27 protein-coding genes are annotated in these 22,010 nt (G+C 67.3%); 9 read left to right on the forward strand and 18 right to left on the reverse strand.

Annotated features, from left to right (window positions below):
• Positions 1 to 112 precede the first annotated feature (112 nt).
• From pgsA to J2W22_RS10770, 5 genes are read left to right on the forward strand one after another with little or no spacing between them, the layout of a single operon-like run.
• Positions 113 to 664 carry a CDP-diacylglycerol--glycerol-3-phosphate 3-phosphatidyltransferase gene (gene pgsA, locus J2W22_RS10750; protein WP_307118254.1) on the forward strand — a complete coding sequence of 184 codons (552 nt, stop codon included), beginning with the start codon at positions 113 to 115 and terminating at the stop codon, positions 662 to 664.
• The gene (gene moaD / locus J2W22_RS10755) at positions 664 to 915 is read left to right on the forward strand and encodes a molybdopterin converting factor subunit 1 (RefSeq protein ID WP_307118255.1); all 252 of its coding nucleotides are present in this window, start codon (positions 664 to 666) and stop codon (positions 913 to 915) included. The genes pgsA and moaD overlap by 1 nt, the downstream gene beginning before the upstream one ends.
• The gene (locus J2W22_RS10760) at positions 912 to 1,352 is read left to right on the forward strand and encodes a molybdenum cofactor biosynthesis protein MoaE (protein ID WP_307118256.1); all 441 of its coding nucleotides are present in this window, start codon (positions 912 to 914) and stop codon (positions 1,350 to 1,352) included. The genes moaD and J2W22_RS10760 overlap by 4 nt, the downstream gene beginning before the upstream one ends.
• A gap of 42 nt (positions 1,353 to 1,394) precedes the next feature.
• Entirely contained in the window at positions 1,395 to 1,655 is a 261-nt protein-coding gene (locus tag J2W22_RS10765) for a ribbon-helix-helix domain-containing protein (protein ID WP_307118257.1), read from the forward strand.
• Complete coding sequence (locus tag J2W22_RS10770; protein WP_307118258.1) at positions 1,652 to 1,975, forward strand: type II toxin-antitoxin system RelE/ParE family toxin; 324 nt, start codon at positions 1,652 to 1,654, stop codon at positions 1,973 to 1,975. Before J2W22_RS10765 ends, J2W22_RS10770 begins: the two co-directional genes overlap by 4 nt.
• On the opposite strand, the gene J2W22_RS10775 is transcribed toward J2W22_RS10770, so the two are convergent.
• From J2W22_RS10775 to J2W22_RS10800, 6 genes are all read right to left on the reverse strand, one after another.
• Positions 1,972 to 2,877, reverse strand: a complete 906-nt coding sequence (locus tag J2W22_RS10775; RefSeq protein WP_307118259.1) for a hydrogen peroxide-inducible genes activator — start codon at positions 2,875 to 2,877, stop codon at positions 1,972 to 1,974. The genes J2W22_RS10770 and J2W22_RS10775 overlap by 4 nt on opposite strands.
• A 60-nt stretch (positions 2,878 to 2,937) precedes the next feature.
• The gene (locus J2W22_RS10780) at positions 2,938 to 3,498 is read right to left on the reverse strand and encodes a hypothetical protein (protein ID WP_307118260.1); all 561 of its coding nucleotides are present in this window, start codon (positions 3,496 to 3,498) and stop codon (positions 2,938 to 2,940) included.
• Between the two features lie 81 nt (positions 3,499 to 3,579).
• Positions 3,580 to 5,157, reverse strand: a complete 1,578-nt coding sequence (ahpF, locus tag J2W22_RS10785) for an alkyl hydroperoxide reductase subunit F (RefSeq protein WP_307118261.1) — start codon at positions 5,155 to 5,157, stop codon at positions 3,580 to 3,582.
• A 241-nt stretch (positions 5,158 to 5,398) separates the two neighbouring features.
• A complete protein-coding gene (gene ahpC, locus J2W22_RS10790; RefSeq protein ID WP_184169391.1) occupies positions 5,399 to 5,962 on the reverse strand; it encodes an alkyl hydroperoxide reductase subunit C in 564 nt (187 codons plus the stop codon).
• A 269-nt stretch (positions 5,963 to 6,231) separates the two neighbouring features.
• The gene (locus J2W22_RS10795) at positions 6,232 to 6,363 is read right to left on the reverse strand and encodes a hypothetical protein (RefSeq protein ID WP_307118262.1); all 132 of its coding nucleotides are present in this window, start codon (positions 6,361 to 6,363) and stop codon (positions 6,232 to 6,234) included.
• A 364-nt stretch (positions 6,364 to 6,727) separates the two neighbouring features.
• Positions 6,728 to 7,489 (reverse strand): sulfite exporter TauE/SafE family protein, encoded by a 762-nt coding sequence (locus tag J2W22_RS10800; RefSeq protein WP_307118263.1) that lies wholly within the window; start codon positions 7,487 to 7,489, stop codon positions 6,728 to 6,730.
• Positions 7,490 to 7,645: 156 nt separating this feature from the next.
• On the opposite strand from J2W22_RS10800, the gene epsC reads away from it, so the two are divergent.
• Together epsC and J2W22_RS10810 are read left to right on the forward strand one after the other, a co-directional pair.
• Entirely contained in the window at positions 7,646 to 8,335 is a 690-nt protein-coding gene (gene epsC / locus J2W22_RS10805; RefSeq protein ID WP_307118264.1) for a serine O-acetyltransferase EpsC, read from the forward strand.
• Complete coding sequence (locus J2W22_RS10810) at positions 8,336 to 8,674, forward strand: DUF2794 domain-containing protein (RefSeq protein WP_307118265.1); 339 nt, start codon at positions 8,336 to 8,338, stop codon at positions 8,672 to 8,674. It abuts the gene before it with no gap.
• A 144-nt stretch (positions 8,675 to 8,818) separates the two neighbouring features.
• Here J2W22_RS10810 and J2W22_RS10815 read toward each other — a convergent pair whose 3' ends face one another.
• Positions 8,819 to 9,298 carry an Lrp/AsnC family transcriptional regulator gene (locus tag J2W22_RS10815; protein WP_307118266.1) on the reverse strand — a complete coding sequence of 160 codons (480 nt, stop codon included), beginning with the start codon at positions 9,296 to 9,298 and terminating at the stop codon, positions 8,819 to 8,821.
• Between the two features lie 109 nt (positions 9,299 to 9,407).
• Here J2W22_RS10815 and J2W22_RS10820 point away from each other — a divergent pair, with 109 nt between their 5' ends.
• Positions 9,408 to 10,301: an EamA family transporter gene (locus J2W22_RS10820; RefSeq protein WP_307118267.1), complete on the forward strand. Its 894-nt coding sequence runs from the start codon at positions 9,408 to 9,410 to the stop codon at positions 10,299 to 10,301.
• Between the two features lie 90 nt (positions 10,302 to 10,391).
• On the opposite strand, the gene J2W22_RS10825 is transcribed toward J2W22_RS10820, so the two are convergent.
• From J2W22_RS10825 to J2W22_RS10875, 11 genes are all read right to left on the reverse strand, one after another.
• Positions 10,392 to 11,501, reverse strand: a complete 1,110-nt coding sequence (locus J2W22_RS10825; RefSeq protein ID WP_307118268.1) for a hypothetical protein — start codon at positions 11,499 to 11,501, stop codon at positions 10,392 to 10,394.
• Positions 11,502 to 11,708: 207 nt separating this feature from the next.
• Complete coding sequence (locus J2W22_RS10830) at positions 11,709 to 12,602, reverse strand: SDR family NAD(P)-dependent oxidoreductase (protein WP_307118269.1); 894 nt, start codon at positions 12,600 to 12,602, stop codon at positions 11,709 to 11,711.
• Positions 12,603 to 12,797: 195 nt separating this feature from the next.
• Positions 12,798 to 13,211 (reverse strand): Fe-S oxidoreductase, encoded by a 414-nt coding sequence (locus J2W22_RS10835; RefSeq protein WP_307118270.1) that lies wholly within the window; start codon positions 13,209 to 13,211, stop codon positions 12,798 to 12,800.
• A gap of 110 nt (positions 13,212 to 13,321) precedes the next feature.
• Positions 13,322 to 13,615, reverse strand: a complete 294-nt coding sequence (locus tag J2W22_RS10840; RefSeq protein WP_307118271.1) for a hypothetical protein — start codon at positions 13,613 to 13,615, stop codon at positions 13,322 to 13,324.
• Positions 13,616 to 13,829: 214 nt separating this feature from the next.
• On the reverse strand, positions 13,830 to 14,522 hold the full coding sequence (gene phoB, locus J2W22_RS10845) for a phosphate regulon transcriptional regulator PhoB (RefSeq protein ID WP_086128782.1): 693 nt from the start codon (positions 14,520 to 14,522) through the stop codon (positions 13,830 to 13,832).
• A gap of 19 nt (positions 14,523 to 14,541) precedes the next feature.
• Positions 14,542 to 15,243, reverse strand: coding sequence for a phosphate signaling complex protein PhoU (gene phoU, locus J2W22_RS10850; protein ID WP_307118272.1), 702 nt, complete (start codon positions 15,241 to 15,243; stop codon positions 14,542 to 14,544).
• A gap of 11 nt (positions 15,244 to 15,254) precedes the next feature.
• Entirely contained in the window at positions 15,255 to 16,043 is a 789-nt protein-coding gene (gene pstB, locus J2W22_RS10855; RefSeq protein ID WP_307118273.1) for a phosphate ABC transporter ATP-binding protein PstB, read from the reverse strand.
• A complete protein-coding gene (gene pstA / locus J2W22_RS10860) occupies positions 16,043 to 17,341 on the reverse strand; it encodes a phosphate ABC transporter permease PstA (RefSeq protein ID WP_307118274.1) in 1,299 nt (432 codons plus the stop codon). The genes pstB and pstA overlap by 1 nt, the downstream gene beginning before the upstream one ends.
• The gene (pstC, locus tag J2W22_RS10865) at positions 17,334 to 18,710 is read right to left on the reverse strand and encodes a phosphate ABC transporter permease subunit PstC (protein WP_307118275.1); all 1,377 of its coding nucleotides are present in this window, start codon (positions 18,708 to 18,710) and stop codon (positions 17,334 to 17,336) included. Before pstC ends, pstA begins: the two co-directional genes overlap by 8 nt.
• Positions 18,711 to 18,762: 52 nt before the next feature.
• A complete protein-coding gene (locus tag J2W22_RS10870) occupies positions 18,763 to 19,794 on the reverse strand; it encodes a substrate-binding domain-containing protein (protein WP_307118276.1) in 1,032 nt (343 codons plus the stop codon).
• A gap of 94 nt (positions 19,795 to 19,888) precedes the next feature.
• Complete coding sequence (locus J2W22_RS10875; protein ID WP_307118277.1) at positions 19,889 to 21,085, reverse strand: ATP-binding protein; 1,197 nt, start codon at positions 21,083 to 21,085, stop codon at positions 19,889 to 19,891.
• 229 nt (positions 21,086 to 21,314) lie between these two features.
• On the opposite strand from J2W22_RS10875, the gene J2W22_RS10880 reads away from it, so the two are divergent.
• A complete protein-coding gene (locus J2W22_RS10880) occupies positions 21,315 to 21,701 on the forward strand; it encodes a hypothetical protein (RefSeq protein WP_307118278.1) in 387 nt (128 codons plus the stop codon).
• The last annotated feature ends 309 nt before the right edge of the window (positions 21,702 to 22,010 follow it).

Raw genomic sequence — 22,010 nt, forward strand, 5'->3', positions numbered from 1 at the left:
GGCCCAGGGTTTCTCTGCTGGCTCGCTCGTGACCCTGGGCCCCGGCTTTCGCCGGGGAACGGGTGCTACGCGGGGATGACGACGGTGCAATTCCGGTGGTAGAGCAAGCGGCATGCTGACGCTGCCCAACATCCTCACGCTCTCGCGTATCATCACGGTGCCGCTGCTCGCGGCGTTCCTCTGGTGGCCCGAATGGCGGCTGGGATACGGCATCGCCTTCGCGATCTACTGCCTGATGGGCGTCACCGATTATTTCGACGGCTATCTCGCCCGCGCGCAGGGCACGGTGTCGAAGCTCGGCGTGTTCCTCGATCCGATCGCCGACAAGATCATGGTCGCCGCGGTGCTGCTGATCCTCTCCGGGCGCGGCGTGATCACCGATCTCCATCTGATCCCCGCGCTGGTCATCCTGATCCGCGAGATCGCCGTGTCGGGCCTGCGCGAGTTCCTCGGCGGCATCCAGGTCTCGCTCCCCGTCTCGCGCCTCGCCAAGTGGAAGACCATGCTCCAGCTGGTGGCGCTGGGCGGGCTGATCCTCGCCGGCGCGCTGCCCCTTGTCTGGCTCTGGCAGATCGCGCTCGCCGCCTTCTGGGTCTCCGCCGCGCTCACCCTGATCACCGGCTGGGACTATCTCCGCGTCGGCCTGCGGCACATGGACAGCTGATGGAGCTGCTCTACTTCGCCTGGGTCCGCGAAGCGGTGGGCGTGGGGCAGGAGCGTGTCGACCCGCCCGAGGCAGTCTACAATGTCGCCGACCTGATCTGCTGGCTGGCCGAGCAGAGCCCTGGCCATGCCGCCGCCTTTGCCGACCCCGCGAAGCTCCGCGCCGCGATCGACCAGCGCTTCGTCCCGCTCGACACGCCGCTCGGCGATGCCAGGGAAGTCGCGCTCTTCCCCCCGGTGACCGGCGGATGATCCGCGTCTCGATCGATCCCGCTCCGATCGAGCTGGCGATGGAGCTGGCGGCGCTCGAGGAGCGCGGTGCGGGCGGGGTGGCGAGCTTCACCGGCGTGGTCCGTGGCGATGGCGGGGTGACCGCGCTCGAGCTCGAACATTATCCCGGCATGACCGATGACGCGCTATGCACCCTCGCGGAAGCCGCAATGGACCGCTGGAGCCTGCTCGGCGTGACGATCCTCCACCGCGTCGGCCGGATGGAAGTCGGCGAACGCATCGTCTTCATAGGTACAGCCGCCGCCCACCGCCGCGAAGCGCTGGAGGCCTGCGCCTATCTGATCGACCGCCTCAAGACCGACGCTCCTTTCTGGAAGCGCGAATGGCGAGGCGATGCGGCGAGTTGGGTCGAGGCGCGCGCGAGCGACGAGGCGGCCGCGGAGCGCTGGCAAGGTTGAGGCGTCAACGATATTCCACTATATCGTGACAAGGAGGCGCTTATGGCCATGACCCTCAATGTCCGCGTGAATGGTCCGCTCGAAGAATTCATCGCCGAGAATATCGGCGAGCAAGGCTTGTACGAGAATGCCAGCGAATATGTCCGCCACCTGATCCGCCAGGACAAAGAGCGGGTGGAGCAGGCGCGGTTCGAGGAACTCAGGGCTGAACTCCAGCAGGCCTTTTCGGCCCCCGACAGCGATGCCAAGCCCTTTGATCGAGCAGCATTTCTGGAGCGTGCCCGCAAGCGTTGGCAGGCGTGAATGGATATCGTCTGTTTTCCCGAGCCGAACTCCGGCTTGAGGAGATTGTCGACTATACGCGGTCGCGATGGGGCGATGCCCAGGCAGAGGCCTATCTCGACGGCATGCTCGCGCGCATCGAGGCATTGGCCGAGCGTACGATTCCATGGCGAACCATTCCGGCGGAACTGGGCGTCGCGGGATACTATGCCCGCTACGAAAGCCATCTGCTCTATTGGCGGGTTCTTGAAGACGGTGCGATCGGCGTCGTGACGATCCTGCACGAGCGCATGCAGCAGGTGGCTCCTCTGCGTGAAGCTTTCCTGGAGCCGGAACCCTAAGGCCGCGCTTCCGCCAGCACATCGGCCAGCAGCCGGAAGTCCCGCTCCCGCGGCGAAGCCTTCCGCCACACCAGAGCGATTCGCCGCGAGGCATTGTCCGCCTCAAGCGGCCGCGCCGCGACCTGGGTGTGGTCGAGGATCCCGGCGTCCACCGCCATCTCGGGCAGCATCGTCACGCCCAGGCCGTTGTCGACCATCTGCACCATGGTATGCAGCGAGGTGCCCAGCATCGTCGCCTCGGCGCGCATCTCCGGGCGGTTGCATGCGGCCAGCGCATGTTCCTTCAGGCAATGCCCGTCCTCGAGCATCAGCAGACGAGTCTCATCGATCTCGGCCGGATGTATCGAGGCGCTCGGGTCCATCTCGCCCTCCCGGTACGCGACGAACAGCCGGTCGTCGAACAACGGCGCGGTCTCCACATCGCCGCAGGCATAGGGCAAGGCGAGCAGCACGCAGTCGGTCCGGCCATGGTGCAAGCCCTCGCAGGCCTGGCCGCTGGTCTCCTCGCGCAGGTAGAGCTTCAGGTCGGGATAGTCGCGGCGCAGCTTGGGCAGGATACGCGGGAGGAGGAAGGGGGCGATCGTCGGGATCACGCTCATCCGCATCTCGCCCGAGAGCGGCCGCCCGGCGGCGCGGGCGAGGTCGCCCAGTTCGTCCGCCTCGCGCAGCACCCGGCGTGCCTTCTCGACGATGCGTTCCCCAAGGGGCGTGAAGCGCACCACCCGCCGTGTCCGCTCGACCAGCACCACCCCGATCAGCGTCTCCAGCTCGCGGATGCCCGCCGACAGCGTCGACTGGGTGACGTAGCAGCTCTCCGCCGCCCGGCCGAAATGGCCATGGTCCTTGAGCGCGACGAGATACTGGAGCTGCTTGAGCGTGGGGAGGTAGGTGGTCTGCGCCATTGATCGCCTGTATCGATTGTCAGGCGCCTATATAGTGAATAAGGCGATCAAGTCACCCCGTTACCGCATCGGCCCGCAAACGCCGACATTGGGATCGGGAATGATCACCCGCGAGCCCGTGCGAAAGCCCTTGAAGCTGCATCGGTTGAGGTCCCGCGCCACCACGGTCGCCGCGCGTTTCTTGAGCGCCTCGACACCGGCCACGAAATCGTCCCGCGCGGCGGCGAACTCGCGGCCCAGCGCTTCCCTGCGTAGTGCAGATACCCGCGGGCAGGCCTTGGCCAGGGTATCGAGCTGGCCGACCATCTCCCGCCACAGCGCGGGCTCGCCCGTCCGCCGCGCATAGTGATGAAAGGTTGAGGCCTGCAGGCAGTCATGGCCGCGGACCCCGATCTGCAGGACGCGGCCATCGTCGAGCAGTTCGACCGACATGTCGCCTTCGCGCGCGTCCCAGCGCAGATGCAGCTTCTTCCACGCATTGGGCGCATGGATCATCGGCACCTGGTCTGGATCGCGGGTCCATTCCTCCTGGATCAGCGTCATCGATCCGAAGGCGGTGCGATGCTCGACCGTGCCGCTCCATGCAGCAACGGCCAGCATCAAGGGGAGAAGGCCTGCCATGCTCCGATCCTGCCCCGCGCCCGCGCAAAGGAAAAGGGCCGGGAACATGCCCGGCCCTTCCATTTGGTCCACGGTGGAGCGTTACGCCGCCTCGCTGAGTTCCTCGGGCAGCCGGATCATATAGTCGAACGCCGAGAGCGCCGCGGTCGAGCCCGCGCCCATCGCGATCACGATCTGCTTGTAGGGCACGGTGGTGCAGTCGCCCGCCGCGAAGATGCCCTTCTGCGAAGTCTCCCCGCGAGCATCGATCTCGATCTCGCCGCGCGGCGACAGCGCGATGCTGTCCTTCAGCCACTCGGTGTTCGGGACCAGGCCGATCTGCACGAAGATGCCTTCCAGCTCGATCTGGTGCTCGGTGCCGTGGTTGCGGTCCTTGTAGGTCAGGCTGGTGAGCTTCTGCCCGTCGCCCGCAACCTCGGTGGTCAGCGCCGAGGTGATCACCTTGACGTTGGCCATGCTGCCCAGCTTGCGCTGCAGCACCGCATCGGCGCGCAGCTGGCTGTCATATTCGATCAGCGTCACATGACCAACGATCCCGGCCAAGTCGATCGCGGCCTCGACGCCGGAGTTGCCGCCGCCGATCACCGCCACGCGCTTGCCCTTGAACAGCGGGCCGTCGCAGTGCGGGCAATAGGTCACGCCCTTGTTGCGATAGTCCTCCTCGCCGGGCACGCCCATCGTCCGCCAGCGCGCGCCGGTGGAGAGGATCACGGTGCGCGCCTTCAGCGTCGCGCCATTCTCAAGCACCACCTCGTGCAGCCCGCCCTCGTGGCGTGCCGGCACCAGCCTGGCGGCGCGCTGGTGGTTCATGATGTCGACGTCATAGTCCTTGACGTGCTGCTCCAGATGCGCGGCGAGCTTCGGCCCCTCGGTGTGGCTGACCGAGATGAAGTTCTCGATGCTCATCGTGTCGAGCACCTGCCCGCCGAAGCGCTCCGCCGCGATGCCGGTGCGGATGCCCTTGCGCGCCGCATAGATCGCCGCCGCAGCGCCGGCGGGGCCGCCGCCGACCACCAGCACTTCGAACGGCTCCTTGCTCGCGATCTTCGCCGCCGTGCGCGCGCCGGCCGCGGTGTCGATCTTCGCGACGATCTGCTCCAGCTCCATGCGGCCGCTGGCGAAGGGCTCGCCGTTCAGGAACACGCTCGGCACCGCCATGATCTGGCGCGCCTCGACTTCGGCCGGGAACAGCCCGCCGTCGATCGAGGTGTGGCGGATGCGCGGATTGAGCACCGCCATCAGGTTCAGCGCCTGCACCACATCCGGGCAGTTCTGGCAGGTCAGCGAGAAATAGGTCTCGAAGACGAAGTCGCCGTCCAGGTTCCTCACCTGCTCGATCAGCTCCTGCGCCGCCTTGCTCGGATGGCCGCCGACCTGAAGCAGGGCGAGCACCAGCGAGGTGAACTCGTGCCCCATCGGCAGGCCCGCGAAGCGCACGCCGATATCGGTGCCGGTGCGGTGGATCAGGAAGCTGGGCTTGCGGGCATCGTCATCGGTGCGAACGACCGAGACCTTGTCCGACAGCGCGGCGATTTCGTTCAGCAGCTCTTCCAGCTCGCGCGACTTGGCATCGTCACCAAGGCTGGCGACCAGCTCGATCGGCTCCCGGATGTTCGCGAGATAGCCCTTGAGCTGCTGGGTCAGGTTGGCGTCGAGCATGGCATCTTTCCTTCTTCGTCACCCCGGACCTGTTCCGGGGTCCACCGCGCCGCGAGGTACCGGCGGTGGTTGTTTGTCGGGGACGCGGCCAATGCATGCACTGGCCGCATCGCCGGTCGCTCGATGGCCCCCTCGGCAAGGGGCAGGGGCGAGCTGGACACAAAACGGCCCGGGACAGAAGGGTATCGCCGTCCCGGGCCGCTGGGGGCGCCCGCAAGGGGGCTAACGGGCGCCTGGGGGATCAGATCTTGCCGACCAGGTCGAGCGACGGCGCCAGCGTCTCGGCGCCTTCTTCCCACTTGGCGGGGCAGACTTCGCCCGGGTGGGCCGCGATATACTGCGCAGCCTTGATCTTGCGGAGCAGCTCGGCCGCATTGCGGCCCACGCCCTCGCTGGTGATCTCGACCAGCTGGATCACGCCCTCGGGATCGACCACGAAGGTGCCGCGGTCGGCCAGGCCCTGGCCCTCACGGAGCACGTCGAAGTTAGTCGACAGGACGTGGTTCTGGTCGCCGAGCATGTAATAATTGATCTTGCCGATCGCCGGCGAGGTGTCGTGCCAGGCCTTGTGGCTGAAGTGCGTGTCGGTCGACACCGAGTACACCTCGACGCCCATCTTCTGGAGCTGCGGGTAGATGTCCGCCAGGTCCTCGAGCTCGGTCGGGCACACAAAGGTGAAATCGGCCGGGTAGAAGAAGAACACCGCCCACTTGCCCTTCGTGTCCGCGTCGGTGACCTGGACGAACTTGCCTTCCTTATAGGCCTGCGCGGTGAACGGCTTGATGGTGCTGCCGATGAGAGCCATTGCTTGGTATTCCTCCAGAACGGGGGTTGTTGTTGCAAAAGCGAGATAGTCCCGCTGCATCGCAATGTGAAATTGGAATAGCCGGTCGCGTTGATCGGTTTAGTCGATCAGTTCTGGTAAATTGATTGATCGACTGAATTATCTGCAATGCCGTGCAGCTATGCCCGTCTCACCACAGTCTTCACACGGGACGCGCAAGTGCGCAGCGGCGGCGAAGCCTGCTGCATCGCAAGATGAAAAGGGGCTGGTTCGGCCCGATCGGTGGAGGATCAGAAGGCGCGGGCGATCGTCGCGATCACGGTTATCACGATCATGCTGCCCAGGATCAGGTCGAGCGGCCGGCAGGCGCCGAGCCAGTCGACGATCCGGCCCCAGCGCCGCTGCCATCTGCTTTCCTGCACGCCGATACGCCGTATCCGCCCGTGGCGGCTGTTCCTGCTGCTGTCCCACATGCGCGGGGATGTGGGGCGGATCGGCGTAAGGTTTCGAGAGGGAAGATGGGGCGGGGCGTAAGGAAGGTGTAAAGTGCCCACCTCGCCGCACCCCGCAAACATCCGTCATCCCGCGCCAATATTCGTCATCCCGCGCCAATATTCGTCATCCCGGCGAAAGCCGGGATCTCGCGCGGCTCCTTCCCCGCGCCTTCGCCCGAGATCCCGGCTTTCGCCGGGATGACGGATTTGAGGCGCGAGACGAGGTTCGTGGAACGGGCTGAGGCTAAGAGTGGCCGGCTTGACGGTATCGGCCACTGGATAACGGGATCGGTTACCGCCCCACCGCCAGGTAAAGATTGTACAAGCTCGTCAGCGTCAGCACGATGCCGACCATCAGCATCAGCGTCTTGGGCTCCACCCGCTTGGCGAGCAGCGCGCCGAACGGTGCCGCGATCACGCCGCCGATCAGCAGGCCCACCGTCGCCAGGGTGAAGGCGCCCCAGCCGAGCTGGGTGATGAAGGTCGCCGAGATCGTCGTGGTGACGAAGAACTCGGCGGTGTTCACCGTGCCGATCGTGGTGCGCGGGCTCGCGCCCTGGACGAGCAGGTTGCTGGTCACCACCGGGCCCCAGCCGCCGCCGCCCGCCGCGTCGAGGAAGCCGCCGGCCAGACCCAGTGGCTCGACGATCTTGGGCGACTTCTCCTTGGGCGGATAGTGCCGGCTGCGCCACAGCAGGTAGAAGCCGATCCCGGTCAGATAGGCGAGGATGAAGGGCTTGGCGGTCCCGGCATTGATGTTCGACAGCACATAGGCGCCCAGGCCGCCGCCGATAACGCCGGGCACGGCGATGCGCAGGAACAGCTTCCAGTTCACGTTCTTGTGCACCGCATGGCTGATGCCCGAAACGGCGGTGGTGAAGCTCTCGACCGTGTGCACGCCGGCAGAGGCGGCCGCGGGCGGCACCCCCAGGCTCAGCAACAGGGTGTTGGAGATCACGCCAAAGGCCATGCCCAGCGCGCCGTCCACCATCTGGGCGGCGAATCCCACCGCGATGAACGGCAGCAGGAGGGTCAGGTCGATTCCAAAGATCATTCGCACCTTGAAGGTTGGGCCGGGAAGGAATGGATGACGGCCCCGGAACGTTCCAACAAGATACATACGCTTTACCGCGCCCAAGCCCAGAATGGGCCATTCTGGAATTCCGCGGGTTTAGCTATTATGTGGGCTCCCGATAAAAGGGGACCGGCCATGTTCCAGCGCCTGGTGGCGTATCTAGATTCGATCAAGGCGCGCGATCCCGCGCCGCGATCGCGCGCGGAAATCCTGCTCTACCCGGGCGTCTGGGCGCTCGGCTATCACCGCATCGCGCATGCGCTGTTCCGCAACCGCCTGTTCTTCCTCGCCCGCGTGGTGAACCACTGGTCGCGCTTCGTGACCGCGATCGACATCCATCCGGGTGCGAAGATCGGCCGCAACTTCTTCATCGACCATGGCTTCGTGGTGATCGGCGAGACGGCGGAGATCGGCAACGACGTCACCATCTACCAGTGCGTCACCCTAGGCGGCACCAGCCCGGACAATGGCGTGGCCGGCAAGCGCCACCCGACGATCCTCGACGGCGCGATCCTCGGCTCGGGCGCGCAGGTGCTCGGCCCGATCACCGTCGGCGAGCGTGCCCGGGTCGGCGCCAATGCGGTGGTCACCAAGGACGTCGCGCCCGGCGCGGTGATGGTCGGCATCCCGGCCAAGCCGACCCTGGTCGAGGCCGAGAAGTGGCAGAAGGACTTCGTGCCCTATGGCACGCCCTGCAGCGACCTGTTCGATCCGCAGACCCAGAAGCTCGAACTGATGCGCTGCGAGCTGGAGGCGATGCGCAAGCGGCTCGATGCCGTGCTGGCCGAGCGGCGGACGGAAGGGGAGCAGCGCGACAGCGCGTAGATGGGCACCGTAACCCCGCTCCCTCTCGGACGCCCCGGACAGGTCGGTTTCGAGCGTCCGGAACTCACCCGCATCTTCGATCTCTACGGCCGCATGGTCGCCGCCGGCCATTGGCGCGACTATGCGATGTCGTTCGATCTCGACGCCGCGATCTTCGCCGCCTTCCGCCGTGCCGCCGAGCGTCCCGAATACCGCATCGAGAAGCGCCCCAGCCTGCGCAACCGCCAGGGCATGTGGATGCTGGTCGGCGAAGCCGGCACCATCCTCAAGCGCGGCCATGAGCTCGGCCCGGTCCTCGCCCCGGTCGAGCGCCGGCTGATGAAGCTGGTGGAGGAATAGGGGCGGGCGAGGCCCATCGCATTCCCATCGTCACCCCGGCCTTGTGCCGGGGTCCACGGTGCCGCAACGGAGATGCAAGAGCCTCCCGTCTGTCACTCTCCTCCCGGTGGACCCCGGCACAAGGCCGGGGTGACAATAACGGAATTACCCCAATCCCACCGGCACCGGACTCATCCCGCCGGTCTCGCGGATCACCACAAGCGTCTCGAAGGTCCGCACCCGTTCGTCGGCCGAGAAGAGGCGGCGGACCAGATCGTCATAGCTCTCCATGTCGCGGGCGAGGATCCGTACCGCGAAGTCATGGTCGCCGGTAACGTTCCACGCCTCCATCACCTCGGGCTCGCGGCGGAAGATCTCGAACATCTCGCTCACCGTGTCGGCGGTCTCGCGCTCCAGCGTCACCAGCACGATCATCGACAGCGGCCAGCCGAGCGTCTTCGGGCGCACCACCGCGATCTCGCGCTCGATCACCCCCGTCTCGCGCAGCCGCCTTATCCGCCGATAGCAGGCCGGGGCGGACAGCCCGACCTTCTCCGCCAGCGCCGCCACCGGCTGCTGCACATCCAGCTGGAGCAGCTCGAGCAACTTGAGGTCGAACGAATCGAGCGGTTCAATCTTCGTCATTTTGCGAGGGTAGCGCGATAAACTTTATCGTGTAAGCGCCAAAATAAACCACCCTTATCGCCCGATATTTCTATCCTCGGCGCCACACCAGCCAATATCCGAGTAGCAAATGTCCGCTTTCGCCGCCCCGCGCCCCGCCTCCGCACGCCTCGATCTCGTCGCCCTCGCCGCGCTGTTCGTCTCGCTGCTGTCGGTGACGGTCGGCGCCACCTTCGCCAAGCAGCTCTTCCCGCTGGTCGGGGCGGAGGGCGCGACCGCGCTGCGCCTGATCGTCGCCGCGGCGATCCTCTCGGCGATCTTCCGGCCCTGGCGGATCAAGCTCGATGCCGGCTGGCGCTCGCTGCTCGGCTACGGCCTCGTCCTCGGGGTGATGAACCTGAGCTTCTACAAGGCGCTGTCCTATATCCCGCTCGGCATCGCGATCGCCGTCGAGTTCACCGGCCCGCTCGCGGTGGCGGTGCTGACCTCGCGCCGCCGGGTCGATTTCCTGTGGATCGGCCTCGCCGTCATCGGCCTGCTCCTTCTCCTGCCGATCTGGAAGGGCGCCGCCCATCTCGACTGGCGCGGGGTGGCCCTCGCTCTGGTCGCCGGCGCCTGCTGGGCGGCGTACATCCTCACCGGCCGCCATGCCGGCAAGGCGCACGGCCCCGCCGCCGCTGCCGGGGGCATGCTGATCGCCGCCTGCCTCGCCGCACCGGTGGGTATCCTCCATGCCGGCACCGCGCTGCTGCGGCCCGAGGCGCTGCTGCTCGGTCTGCTCGTCGGCATCGTCTCCAGCGCCATCCCCTATGCGCTCGAGATGATCGCGCTGCCCCGGCTCCCCGCCAACACCTTCGGCACCCTGCTCAGCGCCGAACCCGCGGTCGGCGCGCTGATGGGGCTGCTGCTGCTCGGCGAGGTCCTCACCGGCACCCAGTGGCTCGCCGTCGCCCTGATCGTCCTCTCCTCGGTCGGCACCGCGATCAGCGCGCGGCCCGGCCAGCCCGCGGAGCAGCCCGCATGAAAAACCCCTCCCGTACCTGAGGCACGGGAGGGGCAGGGGTGTCGGAAGCGGGGCTGGGGACCGCGCTCCCTACGTAACGCCTGTGTCAGGTCAGGCCGTGACGATCTGGGTGGGCGGCAGCCGCTCCTCGAGCCCGCCGAGCAGGCCGACGACCCTGCGGCGCACCGGCTGCCAGAAGGCCGAGAGCAGCAGCAGCGCCGACCCGATCACCAGCGCGGTCAGCGCCGCGGCCAGCTCGACCGCGCCGGTCGCCTGGAACAGCGCGTACATCGCCCAGAGCACGTAGATCAGGCTCGAGACGAGCAGCGCGCGGCGGTCGACCGCCAGGGCGACAAAGGCGAACACCACATAGAGCGCGATCACCACCGCGGCGACCGGGCCGGTGACATCGCCGTCGAACACGCCGAGCATGTGGAACACCGGGTGCGCGATCAGCGGCGCCGCGGCGAGGTGGAGCCAGAAGGCCACGTCCGAGCGGCGGGTGCGGCGCTCCAGGTCGCTCATGTCCCAGCGCATCGCGAAGAAGAACATCGCCACACCCGCGACGAGCAGCATCTCGTTCACCCAGTCCTTCGCCTGGGGCACCAGCGCCAGCACGATCGCGACCAGCATGCCGACCACGACCATCGCCCCGGCGGCGACGGTGATCGGCACCATGAACCGCTTCCAGTGGATCCAGGTCGCAGCCGCGGTCAGCAGGCCGACGGTGGCGGCGATGCCGGCGCCCAGCTGCTGCTTCTGCAGCTCGCTCGCCAGATGCAGCTGCTCCTCGAGCCAGGGGATGTTGGCGACGAAGATGCCGGAGAGGCCCGCGGCGATGCCGCCGACGAAGCCGAACAGCAGCAGGATCGAGGGCAGCGCCATGCGGCGCTTGGCGGTGAAATATTCGGCGAGCATCCAGCTCGTCGCGGCCACGGCGAAGCCCCCGCCGATCATGTTGCCGCCGGCGATGCGCTCCTCCGGCCCGATGCCGATCAGCCACTCGCCGAAATAGGCCCCGATCCGCCCCGCCGCGACCAGGATCAGCGCGGCGGCGATCGCCACGAAGATGTCGTTGAAGCCGGTGAGCAGCTTGAAATGCTCTTCGTCCACCGCGGGCGCCGACCGGCGCTCGGCGACATAGTTGCGCAGCGCATTGGCCGCGGCGGGCGAAAGCGCCCCCGCTTCCACGGCACTGGCCAGATCGCTCTCGCTATACATGGCAGTCTCCTCCTGTGAGGGAGGATATACCATGTGTGTGTTAGTGAGACAATACGGTAAGGCGGTGCGTGTTCCCCTCCCTGAAAGGGAGGGGTTAGGGGTGGGTGGAGGCTTGGCGATATGGATGGGCTTGGCCTTGTCCGCGCAATATCGCGAGCACTCGACCCACCCCCGACCCCTCCCTTTCAGGGAGGGGAGCTTGCCAGCCTATCCCCGCTGCAATTTCCCCAGGATCAGCATCGTCTGCTCGGACCCCGACCCCGGTACGATCTCCCCCGTCCGGTCGGTGATCTGCGCCCATTGCGCCTGCACCGCCTCGGGGGTCAGCGCTTCCAGCTTGGCGCCCTGGGTCAGGGTCACATAGGCGGCCTGCACCACACCGCCGCCCGCGCCGACGATCTGGTTGGTGGGCGCATCCTCGCTCACCAGGAACAGCGCGGCCGGCGCGACATTCTCCGGCGCGAAGGCCTTGAAGGCTTCTTCGGGGAACAGGTCCTCGGTCATCCGCGTGCCGGCCACCGGGGCGATGGTGTTGACCTTGATCCCGTATTTCGCGCCTTCGAGGTAGAGCGTCTTGGTCAGCCCGGCGAGGCCCAGCTTGGCTGCGCCGTAATTCGCCTGGCCGAAATTGCCGAACAGCCCGGTGGACGAGGCGGTCATCAGGATGCGCCCGTAATTGGCCTCGCGCATCGTCTCCCACACCGCCTTGGTGCAGTTGGCCGAGCCGATCAGGTGGACGTCGACGACGAACCTGAAGTCCTCCGGCTCCATCTTGGCGAAGCTCTTGTCGCGCAGCACGCCGGCATTGTTGATCAATATGTCGATCCGGCCCCATTTCGCCTTGGCCGCCTCGACCATCGCGACCATGTGGGCATAGTCGGTGACGCTGCCGCCGTTCGACATCGCCTCGCCGCCCAGCGCCTCGATCTCCTCGACCACCTTTAATGCGGCGTCCGAATGGCCGGTGCCGTCGCGCGATCCGCCCAGGTCGTTCACGACCACCTTGGCCCCGCGCTTCGCCAGCTCGAGCGCATAGGCCCGGCCCAGCCCGCCGCCGGCCCCGGTGACGATGGCGACGCGGTCCTTGAAGTCGATGGTCATGCGGTTCTCTCCTTTTGGGGAGAGCTTAGCCGCAACCGCCACCACGCAACAATAACCGTCATCCGCCCCACAGCCGTCATCCCGGCGAAAGCCGGGATCTCAGGCGGAGGCGCGGGACAAGAGCCGTACGAGATCCCGGCTTTCGCCGGGATGACGGGAAGGGGTGGGCGGGTAGCCCACCCCCGGGGCGCACAATTACCGCCCCTGGCGGCAATGGTCCTTCACGGTCTTCGAGCAGCGCGGATAGCTCTTCGGGTCCGAAGGCATCGGCGCGGCGGCAGTTGCCGGGGCGGCAGGCGCCGCAGCATCCGCGGTCGTATCCGGCGCGGGAGCGGCCGGCGGTGCGGGCGGAGTCGTCGCCGCATCCGGCGCGGCGGGCGTCTCCGGAGCCGCAGGCGGCGGGTTGGTCGCGGGCGGCGGCGGTGCCGCCGGATCGGCCGGTGTGGCCGGTTCCGCTGGCGCGGTGGGGGTCGTCGGCGTGTCGACCGGCGGAGTGGGCGGCGTGGGAGCCGGGGCCGGCGTGGTCTGCGGGGCGGTCTGGGGCATGTCCTGCGCGATGGCGGTGCCGCCGATCGCAAGGGCGGCCGAGGCCAGGAGCATGAACTTCATCGAAAAACTTCCTCTCTGTCGCTCCCCCTGCACCCCTCGAAAACGCATGTGCCGGGCACGACGTTGCGCGCCCGGCACATTCGGTCCCGCAAAAAGGGGCGTCCGGCGCGTCAGCCGCCGCGCTGGCGGCAGCCGTCGAACTGGCCGCGCTTGCAGACCGGGTAGGCGGCCTTGGGCGCAGGCGGCGGGAAGGCCTCGGTCGGCGTCTGGGTGCTCGGCACGAACACCACCTGGGTGCCCGGCGGCGGGGTGGTGCCGGTGCTGAACAGCGGCGCGGCCGGGGCATAGCCGCCCAGCTTGCTGGCGTCGTTGTTGGTGGGAGCCTCGGCCTTCTGCGCCGAAGTCTGGGCCTGAGCGGCGCCGGCGACGAGCGTCAGCGCGGCTGCCATGGCAAGGAGCTTCATGGGGTGCGTCTCCTGAAACCGGGCGAAATCGTTACGCCCGGTCCCAGCAACGCGAGGGGGAGGGGGATGGTTTCGTTAAATCGAAGTCATCAAAAGCCCCTCCCGCGAACATCACCGTCATCCCGGCGAAAGCCGGGATCTCAGGCGAAGGCGCGAGGCGGCAGGGGCAGGAGCCGCACGAGATCCCGGCTTTCGCCGGGATGACGGTTATCTCTCAATTCCCCGCGTCGAGCGCATAGCCGGCCGAGCGCACGGTCCGGATGATGTCCGGCCGGTTGCCCTTGTTGATCGCCTTGCGCAGGCGGCGGATGTGCACGTCCACCGTGCGGCTCTCGATGTCGCTGTCATGCCCCCACACCGCGTCGAGCAGCCGCTCGCGCGAGAAGACCCAGCCCGGATGCTCAAGGAAGTGCTTCAGCAGCCTGAACTCGGTCGGCCCCAGCTGGACCACTTCGCCGGCGCGGCGGACCTTGTGGCCCACCGTGTCCATCTCGATGTCCGAATAGGTCAGCGCCTCGCCGGCCAGTGCCGGGCGCACGCGGCGCAGCACCGCGCCGACCCGGGCGACCAGCTCGCGGGGCGAGAAGGGCTTGGTGACATAGTCGTCCGCCCCGGTCTCGAGCCCGCGCACGCGATCCTCCTCCTCGCCGCGCGCGGTGAGCATGATGATCGGCACGTTCGCCGTCTCGGGCATGCGGCGCAGGCGGCGGCACACCTCGATGCCGCTAAGCCCCTCGACCATCCAGTCGAGCAGCACGATATCCGGCGTCGCCTCCTTGGCGAGCAGCAGCGCCTCTTCCCCGTCCGGGGTGTGCTTCACCTCATAATCTTCGCGCTTGAAGTGATAGGCGACCAGCTCCGCGATTGCGGCGTCGTCCTCGACGAGAAGCATCTTAACTCGGGCCATATTTTCCCCGTTTCCCCGCTTAGTTCGCTCCGGCCTCGCCGGTCTCGCGCTCGGCCATGTATTCGCCTGTCGCCGCGAAATAGACCATCTCGGCCACGTTGGTGGCGTGATCGCCGATCCTCTCCAGGTTCTTCGCCACGAACAGCAGGTGCGCCACCTGGCTGATCGTCCTCGAATTCTCGACCATATAGGTCACAAGCGTGCGGAAGATCGAATCGTAGAAATCGTCGAGCGCATTGTCGCGCTTGCAGACCCGCACCGCAGCCTCGGGATCGCGCGCCGAATAGGCGTCGAGCACGTCGTGGACCATGTCCGCCGCCAGCTGGCCCATCGACGGCAGGATCGAGACCACTTCGATCCGCTCCTCGCCCTCGGCATGGATCAGCGGCACGCGCTTGGCGATGTTCTTGGCATAGTCGCCGATCCGCTCGATCACCGCGGCGATCTTGAGCGCGGCGATCACCTCGCGCAGGTCGTCGGCCATCGGCGCGCGCAGCGCGATCACCCGGACGACGAGCTTTTCCAGCTCGGCCTCGATGGAGTCGATCTGCTTGTCCTTGCGGCGGACCTCGTCGGCCAGCTCGGCATCGCCGCGCGACAGCGCAAGCATCGCGTCCTCGATCGCCTGCTCGGCGAGCCCGCCCATCTGCGAGATGAGCGCGCGCAGCTGTCCGATGTCCTGATCGAACGCCTTTACGGTATGTTCCTGGCCGGTCGACATGATACCCGCTCTTAGCCGTAACGGCCGGTAATGTAATCCTTCGTCCGCTCCTGCTTCGGCGCGGTGAAGATATTGTCGGTGTCGCCATATTCGACCAGCTGGCCGAGATGGAAGAAGGCGGTCTTCTGGCTGACGCGGGCCGCCTGCTGCATGTTGTGGGTGACGATCACGATGGCGTAGCGGCCCTTGAGCTCGTGGATCAGCTCCTCGATCTTTGCCGTCGCGATCGGGTCGAGCGCCGAGCAGGGCTCGTCCATCAGGATCACCTCGGGGTCCACCGCGATGGCGCGTGCGATGCACAGCCGTTGTTGCTGGCCGCCCGAAAGCGCGGTGCCGCTGTCCGAGAGCCGGTCCTTCACTTCGTCCCACAGGCCGGCGCGGCGCAGCGACTGCTCGACGATCCCGTCCAGCGCGGCCTTTGAGCTCGCCAGCCCGTGGATGCGCGGGCCATAGGCGACGTTCTCGTAGATCGACTTGGGGAAGGGGTTCGGCTTCTGGAACACCATGCCGACCCGGGCGCGCAGCTGCACCACGTCCATCCCGCTCGAATAGATGTCCTCGCCGTCCAGCCTTATGTCGCCGGTCACCCGTGCGCTCGGGATGGTGTCGTTCATCCGGTTGAGCGTGCGCAGGAAGGTCGACTTGCCGCAGCCCGACGGGCCGATGAACGCGGTGACGTGATCCATGTCGACGTCGATCGAGACGTCGCGGATCGCCTGCTTGTCGCCATAGGACACGCTGACGCCGCGGGCGGACATCTTGTGCCCGGTGCCGGTGGGAAGGGGAGTGGCGTCGGTCATTACCAGCGGGTCTCGAACTTGTTGCGAAGATAGATGGCGAGCCCGTTCATGGCGAGCAGGAACACCAGCAGCACCAGGATCGCGGCGGAGGTCTTCTCGACGAAGCCGCGGCTGACTTCGTCGGACCAGAGGAAGATCTGGACCGGCAGCACGGTAGCGGGATCGGTGAAGCCGCTCGGCGGGGTGACGATGAAGGCGCGCATGCCGATCAGCAGCAGCGGCGCGGTCTCGCCCAGCGCGCGCGCCATGCCGATGATCGTGCCGGTCAGGATGCCGGGCATGGCGAGGGGGAGGACATGGTGGAACACCACCTGGATGCGGCTCGCGCCGATGCCCAGCGCGGCGTCGCGGATCGAGGGCGGCACGCCCTTGATCGCGTTGCGGCTGGCGATGACGATGACCGGCATGATCATCAGCGCGAGCGTCAGCCCGCCGACCACCGCGGCCGAGCGCGGGAAGAGCGGGCCGAACGTATGTCCGCCGATCTGCCAGCTGCCCAGGAACACCGCCAGGCCGAGCAGGCCGAAGATGATCGAGGGCACCGCCGCCAGGTTGTTGATCGACACCTCGATCAGGTCGGTCCAGCGGTTCTTCGGGGCATATTCCTCGAGGTAGATCGCCGCCAGCACGCCGACCGGGAAGGCGATCAGGAAAGTCACCAGCATGGTCAGCAGCGAGCCCTTGAGCGCGCCCCAGATACCCACCGCCACCGGATCGTTCGAATTGCTCGCGCTGAAGAAGCCCCAGTTGAAGCCGGTGCGCAGCTGCCCCGCCTGGCTCAGCCTGCGCGCGTCCGCCTGGACGTCCGCCGGTCCTTCGCCGCGCGATCCCATCTCGAGCTCGGTCGAGGCCGGCACCCAGATGGTCGCCTTGCCGTCGAGGACCGAGGGCCGCGCCTTGATCCGGTCGCGCACTGTCAGCCAGGCGCTGTTGGAGGCGAGCGAATAGCCCGCCGGGCTGGTCGCCAGCGTCTCCACCTTGTCCTGCAGCCCGGCACCGGCCAGCGCCAGGTCGGCCCCCGGCGTCGAGAGGTGCGAGCGGTCGATCTTCAGCGCCATTGCCGGGAAGTCGACGCTGAGCGCCACTTCGCTGCGGGTAAAGCCGCGCGCGCCATTGGCGACCATCGTCGCGATCAGGAAGGCGAGGAAGGCGGCCGACAGGATCACCGCCATCATCCCGAACAGCTTGAAGCGGCGCTCGCGCGCATAGCGGCGGCGGATGCGCTTCTGCATCGCCGCGCTCTTCCAGTCGGTCGGCGTCCGCTCGGGCGCGGGGGCAGGGGCGACGCGCTTACTCATAGGCTTCGCGATACTTCTTCACCACGCGCAGCGCGACGATGTTGAGGAGCAGGGTGATGACGAACAGCGTCAGGCCCAAGGCAAATGCAGCAAGCGTCTTGGGGCTGTCGAACTCGCTCTCGCCGGTCAGCAGGTCGACGATCTGCTTGGTCACGGTGGTCGCGCTCTCGAACGGGTTGAGCGTGATGTTCGCCGCGCCGCTCGCGGCCATCACCACGATCATCGTCTCGCCGATCGCGCGGCTGACGGCGAGCAGCACGCCCGCCACCACGCCGGGCAGCGCCGCGGGCAGCAGCACCTTGGAGATCGTCTCCGAATTGGTCGCGCCCATCGCCAGGCTGCCGTCGCGCATCGCGGTCGGCACTGCAGCGATCGAATCATCGGCCAGCGAGGAGACGAACGGGATGATCATCACGCCCATCACCAGGCCCGCCGCCAGCGCGCTCTCGGCCGAGGCGAAGGGCATGCCCAGCGCCACCGCCAGGTTGCGCACCGCCGGCGCCACGGTCAGCGCGGCGAAATAGCCATAGACCACCGTCGGCACGCCGGCGAGGATCTCGAGCATCGGCTTCATCCAGCGGCGCACCCGCGGGGCGGCGTACTGGGTGAGGTAGATCGCGCTCATCAGGCCGAACGGGATGGCGACCAGCATCGCGATCACCGCGCCGATGAAGAAGGTACCCCAGAACAAGGGCACCGCGCCCAGCGACTTGCCCGGATCGTTCGGGTCTATCAGCTGCGGGCTCCAATGGGTGCTGAACAGGAAGTCCTGCGGCGGCACCATCGCGAAGAAGCGCATCGATTCCCAGAACAGCGACAGGAAGATGCCGAGCGTCGTCAGGATCGCGATCAGCGAGGCGAGGAGCAGGATCAGCATCAGCCCGCGCTCCACCCTTGTGCGGGCGCGGAAGGCCGGGCTGGTCCGGCTGAACGCGAAGGCGCCGCCGGCAAAGGCGAGCAGGATCGCGATCCCGGTGCCGGTCCAGCCATAGAAGCGGATCGCATCGCGCATCGGCTCGACCAGCGCCTCGGCGGTCGGATCGAAGGTCGATTCGGCACGGCCCAGCGCCGCGTCGCGCGCCTCGCCCAGGATCGTGTCGCGCTCGAAGGCGAAGTCGGAAAGCTGGGCGGCGGCCGGCGCCTTGAGCACCTGGTCCTTGATCAGTGCCGGGCTCAGCGCGCTCCATACCGCGATGAACAGCAGTGCCGGCAGCACCGTCCACATCGCCACGTACCAGCCATGCTGCGACGGCAGCGAATGGAGCCTTTTCTGTCCGCCGCGATCGAACCGCACGGCGCGGGCGCGCGCCGTCAGCCAGCCGATCAGGCCCAGGCCGGCCACGACGAACAGGAGCGCGAAGACATTCACTTGGACGTCAACTCAGGCCGGGATTCAGGGAAGTGGGAAATGACGTCCTCGTTCAGTGCAACTGGGAGGGATCGAGCGCAATCCCCTTCTCGATGATCTCGGCCGACTCGTCCTGCACCTCGGTAGGGGCGGCGATCAGGCCGCGCTTGTTCAGCTCGCCCTTGGGCTTCCACATCGTGGCGTAGAGATTGAGGAAGTCCTGCATCCCGCGCACCGCCTTGATGTGGCGCTTCTTCACATAGATGTAGAGCGGGCGGCCGCCCGGGTACTTGCCCGTGACGATGTCGTTGTTGGTCGGCGCCACGCCCTCGATCTCGGTGCCGTGCAGCCGGTCGATATTCTCCTCGAGATAGGAATAGCCGAAGATGCCGATCGCGTTCGGGTTCTGGCTCAGGCCCTGGACGATAAGGTTGTCGTTCTCGCCCTTGTCGACATAGGGGCCGTCGTCGCGGATGCGCAGGCACGCATCCTGGAACTTGGCGGGGTCGTGCCCGTCCTTGATCGCCTTGGCCTCGGGCCAGGCGGCCAGGCAACCCGGCTCCATCATCAGCTCGATGAACGCGTCGCGCGTGCCGCTGGTCGAGGGCGGGCCCATCACATAGATCGGGATCGCCGGCAGCGCGGGGTTCACGTCGCGCCAGGTCTTCGCCGTGTTCGGCTTGCCCATCGGGTTGGCGGCGAGCGCCAGATATAGATCCTTGCGGCTCAGCTTCAGCTTCGGCCCGTTGTTGCTCTCGGCCAGCACCACGCCATCGAGCCCGATCTGCACTTCGAGGATCTCGCCGACATTGTTCTTCTGGCACAGGTCATATTCAGTGCGCTTCATCCGGCGCGAGGCGTTGGCCAGGTCGGGATATTGCGATCCCACGCCCTCACAGAACGCGCGGAAGCCCGCTCCCGAGCCGATCGATTCGATTACCGGCGCCGCACGGCGCTTGTCCTGGTTGACAAAGGCCTCGGCCACCGCGGTGGTGAAGGGGAAGACGGTCGAGGACCCGACGGCGCGGATCGGGCGCACTGCGCTGCCGTCGCAAGCCGAGAGAGCCACTACGGAAAACGCGAAAAGCGCAAGTCTGCCAAGCATCGCCGTCTCCTGTCCCTGGGATTGAAAGAATCGCGGAGGCATGCGCCGGACGGTCGCCCCCCCAGCGCGCCCTTCGGCCTCTAGCGTGACAGGTTCATGACAGTCTCTGGACGGGGAGCAGCACGGTGACCGTCGATCCCTTGCCGACGGTGCTGGCGATGTCGAACCGTCCGCGGTGCCGCTCGACGATGTGCTTGACGATCGACAGGCCCAGCCCGGTGCCGCCTATCGTGCGGCTGCGCCCGGCATCGACCCGGTAGAAGCGCTCGGTCAGCCGCGGCAGGTGCTCGGGGGCGATGCCGTCGCCCTGGTCGGTCACGGTCAGGCGGATCATCGATTCGCCCTCGGCCGTCAGGCTCACCAGGATCGGCGTGCCTTCCTTGCCATATTTCATCGCATTGCCGATGACGTTGTGGAGCAGCTGGCTGAGCTGCGAGGCATCGCCGCGCACCGGCGGCACCTCGGCGATCTCGGTCACCACATCGGCCGCGCGCGGCACGCCGGACAACTCCAGGCAGACCTCGTCGATCAGCTCGTCCAGCGCGACAGGATTGTCCGGCGCGCGATATTTCTCGGCCTCGATCCGGCTCAGCGAGATCAGGTCGTCGATCAGGCGCTGCATGCGGCGCGCCTCGTCGTGCATGATCTTGAGGAAGCGCTTGCGCAGTCCCGGCTCCTCGCCCGCGCCGTCCTCCAGCGTCTCGACATAGCCGAGCAGCGAGGCGAGGGGGGTACGCAGCTCGTGGCTGGCATTGGCGACGAAGTCGACCCGCATGCGCTCGCTGGCATAGCTGCCGGTGCGGTCGATCAGGTGGACGATCCGCCGCCCGTCGCCCAGCGCCGTCACCCGCATCTCCCAGCGCTGGTCGCGTGTGCCGAGGCCGACCAGATGGATCGGCGAGCCCGGATTCTGGTCGCTGCTGTTCATCAGCCGCTCGGCGGCGGCGGGGTGGCGGATGGCGACGCGCACGTCCTCGCCCAGGATGTGCTGGCCGAGCAGGACGCGGGCGGGCGGGTTGGCGGCGGTCACCCTTCGGTCGGCGATCAGCAGCACCGGCTCGGCGATCGCGTCGAGCACCTCGGCGATGCCCGGCCCCTCGCTGACGGTCGGCGCGGTGTCGAGCGCCCCGGGCGCTTCGGCGCCGGCAGTCGCGACCAGCACGGCGGCGACGCCGCACACCAGCATCACCAGGCTGGTCTGGACATCGCCATTCAGCAACAGCCCCGCCAGCGCGCCGGCGGCGACGATGCCGAGCGCCACGAGCGCCTTGATACCGGGAGAATAGGGCATGTGGCGGCTCTTCTAGGGGGCGCTCATCCTTTCGTCACCCCGCTACTTCTCCGTCATCCCCGCGAAAGCGGGGACCCATCTCCTGAACGGCCAGCGAACGCACCGGTGCATTTGCCGCCAGCGCGGGAGATGGGCCCCCGCTTTCGCGGGGGTGACGAAGGAGGGGAATGTCCCAGCACTACTCACAATTTACGATTGCGAAACGCCGCCGGGCGCAGGACAATGCATCATGGCAGACGAAGACCAATCCCCAAAGGCTAGCCGCCGCGCGCTGATGCTGGGCGCGGCGAGCGCTTCGGCGATCGTCTCGATCCGCCCGGCGCTGGCGCAGACCAATGCCTCGGTGATGAACTGCGAGATCCCGGTCCCCGATCCGGGCCGCGCCGGCCAATATGTCGCGGCCGACGGCAAGCTTGTGCCTGCCGGCACGCAGGGCGCCTTTCCGGCGGCGGGCAGGCCGTTCAAGGCGGCCGAGGTCAAGAACGCCCTCAACGGCGGCACGCTGCCCGGCACCACCTACGAGCAGAGCCGCGCCTACACCAACTACATCCGCCGCCTCCAGTCGGGCACCAGCGGCTTCACCTGCTTCGCCTCGCTGCAGATGCCGCGCGGCTGAGGCCGTGGCTGCCCACAAATTCCAGTCCCACTCCCGTCATCCCGGCGAAAGCCGGGATCTCGTGCGGTTGGCGCAAGCTGCAGATTTGTTCGCGCGACGACGCGACGGCGCAACGAAGAAGAATTTGTTCACGCGGAGACGCGGAGACGCGGAGGATGTCTCGCGTCGCGTGAGCGACGCCCTCCCTTGTTATCAGTGCCGATATCCCGCCGCTGACGCGGCGCAAACAGGCGCCGCAAGCACTCTCTCCGCGCCTCCGCGTCTCCGCGTGAACCCAATTTCTTCTACTTCTTCGTCGCGTCGTCGCGT

It is taken from the genome of Sphingomonas kyeonggiensis (assembly GCF_030812785.1).
GTDB classification, from domain to species: domain Bacteria; phylum Pseudomonadota; class Alphaproteobacteria; order Sphingomonadales; family Sphingomonadaceae; genus Sphingomonas; species Sphingomonas kyeonggiensis_B.